The following is a 13,683-nucleotide window of genomic DNA, read 5'->3' as shown; positions in this document are numbered from 1 at the left end:
TAATATTTATTATAATTCTACATCTTCGCTTATATCAGATTTATTCCCATACTTATCTACAGCTCGTACATTAAATATATGCTTTTGATTTGATATTTTTAACTTTATTTTTTCATTCTTTACTTTGTCAACTAATTCCCCATCTAAGTAAACTTCATAATATTTTGCATCTTTTTTATCATTAGGATTATCCCAAGCTAAACTCACACTTTTTGAAGATTTCTTTGTAATACGTACATTTTCAGGCGCATTTAATGAATTAGTTTCTTTTATGCTAAATTCTGCATTTATTGTAGATCCATTTGCACCATTAACATTAACTTCTAATATAAGCTTATCTGATAAATCTATTACTTCTATCCTATCATCTTTGCTTATTAAATCTCCTACTTTTTTATGCAGTTCAATTCTTATTTTTCCTTCATTTTTCATAGTAGGATCTGATACTCCAATCTTAATCACACCGCTATCTTCTCTTACTATAACTGATGACTGTTTATCTGAGTATATAAAATCTACACTTTGATTATCATCCCAGAAATTAGCTGCTGTAATATTTAATTCTTTCTCTTTTACTGCATGGACACTTTCAGTATTAGATAATATCTCTATATTTGGCTTTTCATTATATTCTTTTACTTCATCTAATGATTTATTTGGTAATAAAACATAAGAATACTTTTCATTATTTGGATTTACACCATGATTAATCCACATAGTTAAATAATTATTTTTGACTATTTTATCAGATTCAGTCCCATTTATATCTTTCCAATTTCCAGTTCGATTTTCTCTTAATATATTTATGTTAGCTTTGTTAGGGAAGTAATATCCTATATCAGTGTTTTCTTTTTCTCCTTTTATATGTGCCCAACTTGCACCTTCTTTTTTCTCTAAATTCCCTAGTTCTTTTATTGATATATCTCCATCTACTGTAAATGTTTCTGTTCCTTCATTTGATAATACTCTGTTCTCAATTATAGTTTCAATAGTTCTATCTTTTGTACTATCTATATCTGAGCCTAATGCAACAATCTCATCATCAAACATAAACCAAGATTTTTTAGCTGTTAAATCCATTTTATAAGCTTCATTTTTTTCTTTTTCAGTATTCTTATCTAAATACATACCAGATACTCCATACTTACCTTCAATAACACTTCCACCTACCCAACTCTGGTTACTACTTACTTTGCTACCATTTGCTCCATCATAAAGTTTAAGCGTATCTACAGTTGTACCCGGTAATCGATTTGAATTTACTGTAGCCCAAAATCCCCTAGAATACTGTGTTGTATCACCATTATATAAATAAGTCATACCATCCGATGTATGATATCCCTTTAGATTTTCTTGATTCATGGCTTCATACATATATGTTCTGTCTGAATATGCACTTATTCCAAAGGAATACTCTGAATTTCTATGTACAACTCTATCCATCATTGCAAAATTATAATGTCCTTGTAATGGCCCGCTAGATTCTACGCTATCATCATTTAAAATATCTATAAGCATTGCTCTATATTCTAAATCCTTAGTATTATTTACTATATTTGTATCTTTATTAGACTCAACCCAATATTTTACTACACCCTTTAATCTACTTGACTCCTTACTTGTTGCGGATGGTATAAAATACTTCACTATACTTTTTACAACTTTATCTCCATTTTGTATATCCTGCCAATTTGATCTAGAGATTGATCTACCATTAACCATATCCATTATTACCCCTTTATACATTAACGGTTCAAAAGAGTCTTTTATTACATCATAAAGCATATTAACATTTTCCTGTGGAATAGACCACTCAGTTTTATCTAATAAGTAATTTAACTTACCTACCCCTTCTAAGAAAATCGCTCCATAAGTTCCTGTGTATGGTATAGCATCATGTTGTATTAATGACCCATCTTTATATATACCATTTGTTTTAGAATTAGTTACATATTTAAGTTCTGGTAATAAATCATTACTAGATTCTTTTACCTTATTATCATTCTTAATTAGTAATCCTGTATATAATACTACTTGACACATATCTACTCTATTTGCTCCTGAGCTTATTGTAGGTGTGGGACTATTCATATCCCTTGCATTAGGAGCATAATAAGATATCTTTTCAGCATAATTTTTAAATTGTTCTTCTGTAAGATAATCTTTTAATATTATTAATGTATCTGTAAGTTTTTGTGGTGCACCGATTTGCCAATCCCACCAATTTCCAAATGGAACTTTATCTCCGCTTGCATTATATTTATTTTCTATTAACCAATCTAAGCCATACACTATATCTTTTAGTAAATCACTATTTCCTTTTAATTCGGATCCTTCTAGTAAATATGCTTTTGACATTTCTCTCAATCTTTCAAAACTTTTTGTAATATGATTTGAGTTTGTAGATGCATTTGAAGTATTTCCACTTAAATCATCCCATATATATTTTTTAGACGTATCTTTATACATTTTATTCCAATATGCTTTAGCAGCATCAACTATATCATTAATAACATCTTGGTCTACTTTATTATTTTCTGGAGATATTAAATCATTTGGTATATGTGAATCATATATTTTATTTAAAACTACATCATATTTATCTTCTTCATTTTCTTTTACATTTAATTCAAATGATCCTAATTCTCCTCCTGATGAATTTATAGCTTTAACCGTTGTAGTACCTATACCTATGCCCCTAACTATACCATTTTCTATAGTAGCTATATTCTCATTTTCTACTACCAATGAATATTCTTCATTTGAATATTGTGGATATGTTTTTGCTTTAACTACATAATGTTTATTATTTTCTATTTCTATTTTATCACTTTCAAACTCTATTTTTTCTATTTCAATAGTTCCTTTAACTTCTATTTTACATTCTGCTTTAAATTGTGGATATTTTTCTATTGTAGCTGTTATTTTTGCACTTCCTGCTTTATTAGCCTTTATCAGTCCATTTTCATCTACCTTTGCAACACTTTGATCGCTACTTGTCCACACAACATTTTGTTTATTTGCTTGTAGTGGCTCTATAGTATAATCTAATTTTTTACTATTTCCTGGAGTTATTTCTATACTACTTTCATTTAAACTTATACTAGTAGGCTCTTTTTCTAGTTCTTCTAAGGTAAAATCATCTAAATATACATTTCCAGATACAACATTTTTTAATCCTTCATCAATTTGAACTACAATTCTTAATCTTTCTGCCTTTTCATTAGCTGTAATAGTTCCACTTAAGTTAGTCCACTCATTTGCATCACTTATTGTGTCTATATTATTACGTTCTAGTACGTTATTTTTACTATCTAATTGTTCTACTTTTATTAAAATAGGTGCCATATTACTTTCAGATACTAAGTTTTCTGTTTTTATCCATGTACTTAATTTATAATCTCTCCCACTTTCTATCTTAGGAGATGAACCAGTTACAGTTTTAAAAAAACCAATCGAATTATTTAGTACCAATTTAACTGCATTTTTACCATCTTTAACATCATTTACAATTTCACCCTTTGGTGCATTACCATTGCCATATGATGAAACCTCCCAATATTTAGGTTTAACCTTATCTTTCCATAGTGATATATCATTTCCTGTTCCTATTTTATCCTCAAAACTTCCATTAAAATCTATTAAATTGTTATTTAGTATTGATGCATAGTCTTTACTTATAACTGAAGTATTCTCTAGACTTACTACTTTATTTGCTATTAATTGATTTGCATGCGATATGACTGGTGATAATACTGTAAAGCTATTTGCTACTAATATAGTAGCTAAACTTTTATATAATCCCCTATCTGACCTTTTTTTATTCATTCGTATGTCCCCCTCTTTTTCAAAATACTTTCATTGAATATAGAATTTTTATAATTTTACAGCTTAATAATTAATTTTATAAACACTGATATATAATATAAAATACCATTTAAGTAGGTTTTATTTTAACTATTAAACCGTTTTACTTATCATTCATCTAAATTGTAAAACGTTATCCTAATATTGTCAATAATTTTTATATTCCTAAAACTTCCTTAAATTCATCTATATACTGTATATATAAGGCTTATATGTATACTGATTCATAAACTATATAAAATTTACAATAGCTATACTATTTAATTTAATAGAATGATATATTAAAAATACTAAATAATATATAAAAAAACTGCCTCAAATAAAATATGAGACAGTTTTTTATATACTATTTAATATTTATATAATTACATATTAGCTTCTATTTGTGCATTTTGATCTTTTACTTTCTTTATTGAAGTAAGTAATAAAGCATATCCAACAAATATACATGCAAGCATTAATATCCATGCAGTATTAAATCCAAAATTATCAACTACCATACCAAATAATGTAGATCCAAATGCAAATCCAAGTGCAAATAATAAACTTATAGTTCCTAGAATTACACTAGACTCTTTTTTACCAAATACATCTGTGGCCATAAATGCTGGAGCAGACATGTATGAATAAACATTAAGTCCATATGCTATTGAAAAGAAAAATGCTAACCCATGTATTTTGGCTGAAACTAATAATGCAATTACAGCAACAGATTCAAGTATCATAGATATGGTCATTGTTTTTAATGTACCTATTTTATCAAATAAAGCTCCACCTACAACATTTCCTATTAAACAGAATAAAGCAAATACTGAACCTAAAGTACCAACCAGTGTTGCACTTAATCCTAATTCTCCTGTAAAATATGTTGCATATTGTGTACTTAATGCTGATATAGAAATTGCTATTATTGCATATCCAACAGAGAATAACCAGAAATATTTATTTTGTCTAGCTGCTTTAGCTCCAAGACCTTCAAACCCTTTAGTTTCATTTTCTTCTATAACATTATTATCTACAACTTCTACCTCACCTACTTTAGGTAATCTTATAAATAAAAGTACTATTGGTAAACTACATGCTAATGCTACTATACCAAAGAAGATATAACTATAAGTTGCCCCTTTTGATGATAACATTTGAGAAGTTATTTGTTGTAAAAATACATTACCTATAGATCCACCAGAAAATGCTATCCCTAAAGCTTTACCTCTACCTTCTTTAGGGAACCAATTATTTATTACATATGGAACCCCAAGACCTGAGAATAATACACATCCAACTTGTTGTATAGCTGAGAATGCATAAAATTGAGCTAGATTATTAGAAAAACCAAATCCTATAAATCCAACTGCTGATAATGTCGATCCTACTAAAAATAGAATTTTTATATTTACTTTTCCAAATAGTTTCCCTAAAAATGGAGAAAATGCTGCTGAAGCTATAGCTCCAAAAGTAAATATAAGTGAAAACCCAGCTAAAGAGAATCCAAATTGCTTAATTACATAAGGTATAAATAATGGTTGAATATTTTGTGCTATACCAAATGGAATAGCTTGCATAAACATACATATGAATACCATGAAAAATTTCTTTTTATTACTTATATTTTTATTATTTATAAGTGCTTGACTGCTCATGAAGAACCTCCTTGTATATTTTTTTAACATCATTTATAATGCCACTATTTAAGATTGTCTTCAATGTTACTTTACACAGTAAAGTTTATGCACTTAAACAATTGTAATTTTTTTTCAATTTAATATAAGTTTAATATTTTATAACTATAATAAGTATCGTATCATTAAAGATAAATATATTTTACTTTTATCACCTATATCATCTAAATTTAAATCTAAAATTTCTTCTATTTTATTTATTTTATAATTTACAGTATTTCTATGTAAATATAAGCTTTTAGCTGTTTCATTTATCTTACAATTATTTTCAAAATAACTTATTAACAATTCTACATAGTCAGTATTATTGACTTTATCATATACTTCTAAATCTCCTATCGTTTCATCATGAAATTCTTTTATTATGTCTTTATTATCCATACCTAATAAAAGTCTATAAATTGCAACTTCACTATATCGTATATGTACATTATTATTTCTAATTAACCTATTTATTTTAGCTACATTCTTAGCTTCTTCATATCCTCTATATAAATTTTTTAAATTATTCGTATGCTTTCCTATTCCAACATAAAACTTTAACATTTTATAATCTTTATCCATCAATACATACAGTTTTTTTAATATCTTATCTACTTCTAAATCAGTCTTATTGTAAAATACTATAATTACAGATTTCCCAACATTAACAGTAAAATAGTTATTTTTTATATAGCTTAATTTATCTTCTATATATGACTTTACTCTTTCTGCATGATTGGGAATATTCTTTATAGTATCATCATTAGCTTCTAACTCTATTATTGATACAATATAATCCCAGTCACATTTAAATCCAACTTTTTCTAAAGTTTGTATATATAACTCCTCATGAGTTGGTAGAAATATAGCATCTTTAATTGCATTTGAAATTTCTGCATAAGTCCTTTCTGATTCTAGTATTGTTATAGTCAAATCCCTCATAACGTCAGGAATTCTTATATTCCAAGGCATAACAAATAAAGGATAGTTATTTTCATTACAATAATCAATAACTTCTTTACTTATTTCCTTAATATATTTACCTGTATTTACAACTATTCCACTAGCATTTTGATTTTTTGTTATTTTTATTATATTTAATAATGTTGTATCATTATTTATACTTACTCCTGTCGTAAATACAATCTCTTCTCCCTGAAGAAAACTTGCTATTTCCTCACTTTCGACTATATGTGTCCATCTTACCTTATTATTTAGGCCCCTTTCCCCTGCTATTAACTTCACGTCATGTTTTTTAATATCTTTATATAAATATTCTATTGAAATTGACATAACCTAGCTCCTTTATGATAGTTCAAATTGTGTATTAGTAATCACAAATCATTATACAGCTTTTTTTTTAAATGTGTATGTCTTTATCTAAAATTCAAGTATATCCAAGGAATATATTATTTTTGTAATTAAGTATTTTTAACTACCTCTTTGTATGATACAGTTTATTTACGCTTATTATATGCATTTGATGAATTAAATTATCATCAGTTGTACTAGTAATTAAAATAAAAATACTACCTACTTAAAATTAGCCTTATTATTTTAACTACATATTTATAAAATAAGTATACGTAAATATAAAAAGAGAGGATGCCTCATTTCTTAAAGCACTCTCTCTTATATAAAAATTTATTTAATTGTAGCTATATTCATTAATATACCACTTATTTCATCATCTTCATATGAAACATGAACTCCATATATTCCTCTTTCTAAACTAGAAACATCTAAGCTAATTTCTGCAGCATTATTGACAGCTTCTTCTTTTAACACATTACCATTACGGTCTACTAATACAACTTTTGTAGCTACATTCTTTCCTGCTCTGTTGTAAGCTTCTGTATTAACTGTAACACTTCCATCAACTACACTTAATTCACCAACTGACACAAATTGATTTTTAAAATTAGCTTTTTCTAAATTCTTTAACTTTGCTAATGGTCTAAGATCTTTAATCTCATTATACTCTGATTCTATACTTACTAAATTATTAGCATATTGTAAACCTTCTAAGTTAGTAACACCACTTAAACTTAATTCCGTCAAGCTTCTCATATCACCAACAGTAAATCCTTCAGACTTACCTAAAGCATTAGATAAAGATTTAGCTAAATACTTATCTGGTATATTTACAACCTCATCTAAGTTTATTTCTGTTAATTCTTTAATAGATTCTTTTAGTTCTGATGATACATTATCTACATCCTCTTGACTTGCACTATTATCTTCTAAAACTCGCTCTGCTTTAACTAAAACTATTTGCATTGCATTAAAAGATTCTTCTAAATAATTATCTTCATTTAAATTTTTAGCATCATTTACTAAATTAGTTAATTCAGTTTTATCTACTCTTGATGTATTTACAAAGTGTAATTTAGCGTCACCAAAAGTTGCATGGTCTGAACCATTTCCATTACCGCCATCTTTAACTACTAACTTTAATTCTTTAGCATCTGCTAAATTTACTTCTATATATTTTTGCTTATCTTTAGCTCTAATTATGCCACTATCATAAGCTAACTTACCATCAACATATATTTCAAACTGTACTTGACCTACGGAATTATACATTGCTCTATCTACACCTATATAAGTACTAAATATGTCTGCATTTTTATCAGTTAAGTCATATATAACTGTACTTGTTGAATGCATTCCTAGACCTTTCTCATACTCAACTGCTTCGTTATTTTCACCTGTAAGTGTTAACTTTCTACCACTTATAGCTACATCTTTTTTAGCTTGTGTATAGTTATTAGATTGACTTTTCCAATTATAATCACTTAGATAAGTGAAATCATCCATATTAACTACTTTTATATTTCTAGTAGCTACTGTAATATTTCCATCTGAATCTTCTACTGTATATGTTATAGGATATATACCTACTCTATTCGTGTTAACTTTATCTTGTCCACTTATCTTAACGTTTTTAGTTAAGTTTCCGTCTTCTTTATCCGTGGCTTCAATATTGCCTATTACATTCTCTAAAGTATCTCCTACTTTTATTGATTGAGATTCATCTATATTTATCACTGGTTTAGAGTTATTTCCTATTAACTTAGGTTCAACTATTATGCCATGATCATTAGCATCACTATCGCCTGCTATACTCACTTCTATTCTAAGTTCCTTAACATCTGCTATATTTAATTTAATATGCTCTAAATCATCAGTATATCTCTTTATGTCCGTTTTTGCTAAAACTTTTCCATCACCTATTATCTTAAAGTCTAAAGTTGTTCTACTGTCTGCTTTACTAGAGTCTGTGCCCAGTTTAATATCTAAAGTATCATAATTATGTTCACCTAAGTTATATACTACATAACCATTTGCATGAAGTCCTATACCTTTTTGGAATTTTTTAGATATTCCATTTACTCTACCATATATATCCTTATTGAATTTAGGAGATCCCCAACCAACCTTAACATCTTCGTGTTTTAAATCAGTTAAGTAAGTAAAATCACTTACTACTGTTACTGTAGTAGTGTCAGTTAAAGTAGCACCATCTTGAGTTATTTTATAAGTTACTTCATATTCACCTTTTCTAGACGTATCCACATTATGCTCTACCGTTATATTATTAAGTTTGTTACCTTCGTAATCAAAGGCTTCTACATAATCTAGAGCATTAAAATCTTTATTAAGTTCTATAACTATATCCTTTTGAACATCTAACTTAGGTTGATGTGATTTAACAGTTACACCTTCTGCAACATTTAAGTCATTACTAAAAGCAACAACTTCATAATTATGATTAGTTCCTATATTAGCTTCTTTATCTACATAAGTTTCTGTATTAGTAAATCCTATTAATTTTCCATCTCTATATATTTCATACCCTAAAAGACTTTTATTATTTTCTTTATCTAGCTCCATAGTTAAAGTTATATTTTCTTTATTTATTTTTGTATGTAATTTTAAGTCAAAGTCTTCATTAAATGTTTCACCATCTTTTAAGTATTTGTTATCATTCATATACCATATTTTTCCATCTGGCTTTGGATATTGCTTCATATGTTCTTCTGTTTCTTTAGTTACACTAAAACCATGTCTAGCGAAATGTTCAGTTAAATCCATTTGCATTACATTAGATGCAGCAACTGCCCAAGCTTGATGTTTATTATCCCAGTTGCCTCCACCTAATGAAGGATTCTCTCTAAACTCCTGTTGTAATCTAGGCCAGAATGTTTCATCATATAACTGTAATTGCCATAATGGAGCTATATGCTGTAAATTAGTATAATCATTTTCTGGATACCAAATATTCTCTGAATAATCTGCCTTGGTTACTTTAGGGAATATGTTATTTTTGTATTGATTTTGTTGTGTAAATCTACTTACCTTCCCTTCTAATACTTCAAAGTGTAACGGTAGCATATTGTTAGTAACTTCTACTACACTCATTTTTGCAGTATCCATGTTATGTCCTAATTCGTGCATTAATCCCCAACCAGTGTTATATCCTAAAACTGCTCCTTGTTCATTTTGGTTGTAACCTGTTATACCATTTCCTGCATTCATAAATCCACCGTTATCTAACCACTTTAACATAGATACATATCTATAATTATAGTCAGAGTTTACTTCATTAGAACCATCAAATCCCCAGAATTTCATTGATTCCGCTAATATTTCATCTACTTTATTTGCAGTATAACTAGGAAGTAAATTATTCTTTTTATACCAATCTAGGGCATATGTAGCTCTAGTATTTACTAAGTTCTTTTTACTAAATACTTCAAATACATCTGGCAATGTAGGATCTTCTTTTAACTTATCAGTATATTTTTCTAGTTCTTTCATTATAACTTCATCATCATCTTGTCCTAATACAAAAGCAGGATATTCGAAAGCACCTTCTATTTTTATCTTAGGATTCCTTATTTGTTGATCTTTTGTATAAGGATTAACAGTGTATAATACACCGGCTTTGGCTACATTTGGTCTTAACTCATTAGAATCAAGTTCCGGTATTGTTATAACATTCTTACCAGGAGATAAGTTTAAATTAACATTACCATTATGTTGAGAATCCATTTGCTTAAACACTAATCTTGGAGTAGGTGTTCCTGGTTCTGAATCTACATAAACAGTTATTTGTTGACCTGATTTAACAGCTAAACCTGTTGGTTGCCAGTCTTGGAAATTCCACATTTGTCTTTTTTGAGATTCTTTTATAGAGTCCCCTCTAGATTCTAATTCGTACACATATTCTTTAGCTTGTTCAGGATTTTTAACTATCTCTTTAGCTCTTTTTATATATTCCATCAATTCTTCTTTTAATGAATGTGTACTAACTTCTCTCTCTAAACTTTCTATTTCTTCTATTGTGTCATAGTCATCAACTAATTCATTCATTAAATCATTTATAAACATGTTATAAACTTTATCTGCTATGGAATCTTCTTTTAAGAAAATTAATTCATTTAAAGTAGCCCAGTTTTGATCTCCTTTAGTTACTTTTATTCTTAATCTTTGGAATTTAGTAGGCTCAAATTTTGCTTCAACTAAACCAGTAGTTTTATCTGATTTTGCAGTAGATACTAATTTAAAGTTATCTCCTTTAGTTGTAGTAGAAGCATAAATTTCAAATTCCTCTAAAAAACCTTTTCTGTCAGATTTTCTCGCACCATAAACTAATTTATCTATAGTTATTGGATTTATAAACTCTACAGTAACTTCATTTTTCCAATCTTCTTTATTAGACGTATTAGTTTCCCAATATGTATCTAAATCACCATCTATTGCATTATCTATTTTCATAGTAGACCATTGTCCACCGTTGTTAGATATTTTCTTTATGTTTTCTCTCTTTATAGCGTACTGTTCCATATACTCTTTGTTGTTATAATGGTTGAACTTTTTAGTTTTACTTACAGTTGCTTCAATTTCACCTTGTTCAACTAAGGCTTTAGCATTTTCTATATCTTCTCTAAAGTCTTCGTAGAATGGATGTACTTTAACTTCATCTTCTAATCTATTTAAAGCTTCTATATTAGCAAATTCTTCACTTACTTTGCTCATAGTTTCATCTATAAATAAGTTATCCATTTTATCTATAATTGGATCTTGTTTGTATAAACCGAACTCATAAGCTAGTGCAAAATTTTCATAAGCTTTAGTATATAAAAATTTAACTCTTCTAGCTTCTGTTGGATTAAACTTTATAGAAACTGAATCATTTGTTCTACTTGATCTACCACTTGTAACCTTCTCGAAAGTTTCACCTTCTAAAGTTTTAGATACATATATGTCAAATTCTTCTGCAAATCCTCTAGCTCTAGGTGAAGTGTAAATTATCTTATCTATAGTTTCTAGTTGGTCTAATGTCATTGTAACTTCATTAATGTGGTTTTCATTATTTGTTTTACTTGAATGCCAAGAAGTTTCAATATTACCATCTATTGCTCTTGCTATTACTTCATTAGAATAGTGACCTCCGTTAGTAGTTATATTTACTATACGACTATTATCTATTTTATAAGCTTTGTCATACTCTGCTAACTCTGGTGAACCAAAGGCTTTAAATTTTGATACTCTTGCATCTACATATGTAACCTTCTTATTTTCAAGTATTAATCTAGCATCATTTATACCTTCTTTATATAAATTATATAAAGGATGTTGTTCTAATTCCTTAGCAAAATTTCCTAGTTTATCTATAGAATTAAACTCACTACTAATTTCATTTTTCTTGTCATTTGTAAATAATGTAGAGTACTTTTCACTTAATTCATCTTTCTTGTATAATCTAATTTCTGAAGCAAAGGCTCTACCAGTGTTACATTGATTAAATACTAATTTAACCCTTTTAGCTTTAGTAGGAGCAAACTTAAATTCAACCATATCACTTGTTACCTTAGCTTCTCCAGTTGCTATTGTCTGGAATGTTTCTCCTTTAGATGTTTCTGAAACTTGTATTTCAAATTTTGTAGGGAACCCCTTATTATTTGAACTTCTTGCTTTATAAGCTAATCTATCTATAATTTGCGCTTCATCTAAAGTTAGTGTTATTTCATTTGTAAAATCCATGCTATTGCTTTTGTTAGTTTCCCAATGTGTATTAGGATCTCCATCAAACATATATTCATATTTAGTTCCTGGATATATTCCCCCATTAGCTTCTACTTTTGTTATTTTACTTGTTGGTATCATAAATTTTTCATTATAATCATCTTGATATTCTGTACCATATGCAGTTAATTTAGATACTTTAGCTAAAGTACTTTCTAATTTTTCACCTTCTAATATGGTTATAGCATTATATATATCTTCCTTGAAGTTTGTATAGAATGGATGATTTTTAGCTTCTTTCTCTAAAGATTTAAGAGATTCTAAATTAGTAAACTCTGGATTAACTTCATTCATATCGTCATTTGTAAAAATGTTTTCCATTTTATCTAAAATTTTATCTTCTTTATAAAACCAAAACTCAGAAGCACTTGCCCAACCATCATGAGCATCAGAGAATATAAATTTAACTTTCTTAGCTTCTACTGTATCAAATTTAAATTCAACCATGTCTCCGGTTACCCTATTACTTGCAACTTCACCTACTAACGTATATTCTGATTCATCAGAATCTGTAACTAATATTTGTGCAACCTTCGGATATCCCTTAGGTCTTGCTCCATCTTGTCTAGTAGCATAAGCTAATCGGTTTATTTTTTCAATGTTTTCAAATTCAAATTCTACCTCATTTTTAAAGTCAGCTTTATTTTCTCTTCCTGTTTCCCAGTGAGTTTCTAGTTTACCATCTATAGCATTAGTTATAATACTTTGATTGTACTTACCCCCATTGTTCGTTATAGATTTTATATTTACCTTGTAAGAATCATTATATCTAGCGAAGTTTTCATAATTCTTTATTTTGAAAGTCTCCACCGTCATATTTTTGTTTACTTCTTTTTCTATACTTGTTGCCTTGTTTCTTACAATCTCATCTGCAAAAACATTAATTGTAGGCGTAGTATTTGTAGCTATTATAGATATAGCTAATATTGATGCTAATTTCTTTTTCATTTCTCCCTCCTGATTAATCGCCCTCAGAAGTACATTAAATTTACATATTTTAAATTGTAATAAAAAAAGTTGCTCAAAAAGAGCAACTTAATACAGACTTATTATAATTTAA

4 protein-coding genes are annotated in these 13,683 nt (G+C 28.1%); all 4 read right to left on the bottom strand.

The window, feature by feature from the left end; translation table 11 throughout:
- Positions 1 to 9: 9 nt before the first annotated feature.
- The 4 genes from EIH23_RS04820 to EIH23_RS04805 all read right to left on the bottom strand — a co-directional run bounded on the left by EIH23_RS04820 (position 10) and on the right by EIH23_RS04805 (position 13,571).
- Positions 10 to 3,828 (bottom strand): polysaccharide lyase family 8 super-sandwich domain-containing protein, encoded by a 3,819-nt coding sequence (locus EIH23_RS04820; RefSeq protein WP_122639087.1) that lies wholly within the window; start codon positions 3,826 to 3,828, stop codon positions 10 to 12.
- Positions 3,829 to 4,232: 404 nt separating this feature from the next.
- Entirely contained in the window at positions 4,233 to 5,507 is a 1,275-nt protein-coding gene (locus EIH23_RS04815; RefSeq protein WP_122639086.1) for a conjugated bile salt MFS transporter, read from the bottom strand.
- A gap of 144 nt (positions 5,508 to 5,651) precedes the next feature.
- Positions 5,652 to 6,821, bottom strand: coding sequence for a PucR family transcriptional regulator (locus tag EIH23_RS04810; RefSeq protein ID WP_122639085.1), 1,170 nt, complete (start codon positions 6,819 to 6,821; stop codon positions 5,652 to 5,654).
- Positions 6,822 to 7,172: 351 nt separating this feature from the next.
- Positions 7,173 to 13,571 carry an NPCBM/NEW2 domain-containing protein gene (locus EIH23_RS04805; protein WP_122639084.1) on the bottom strand — a complete coding sequence of 2,133 codons (6,399 nt, stop codon included), beginning with the start codon at positions 13,569 to 13,571 and terminating at the stop codon, positions 7,173 to 7,175.
- Positions 13,572 to 13,683 lie beyond the last annotated feature (112 nt).

Source organism: Romboutsia sp. Marseille-P6047, assembly GCF_900604535.1.
Classification (GTDB): Bacteria; Bacillota; Clostridia; order Peptostreptococcales; family Peptostreptococcaceae; genus Romboutsia_E.
This window is presented reverse-complemented; position numbering and strand designations above follow the sequence as displayed.

Coding starts and splice junctions, on each gene's coding strand:
- EIH23_RS04820 (WP_122639087.1), bottom strand. CDS start 3,828: ATGAATAAAAAAAGGTCAGATAGGGGATTATATAAAAGTTTAGCTACT.
- EIH23_RS04815 (WP_122639086.1), bottom strand. CDS start 5,507: ATGAGCAGTCAAGCACTTATAAATAATAAAAATATAAGTAATAAAAAG.
- EIH23_RS04810 (WP_122639085.1), bottom strand. CDS start 6,821: ATGTCAATTTCAATAGAATATTTATATAAAGATATTAAAAAACATGAC.
- EIH23_RS04805 (WP_122639084.1), bottom strand. CDS start 13,571: ATGAAAAAGAAATTAGCATCAATATTAGCTATATCTATAATAGCTACA.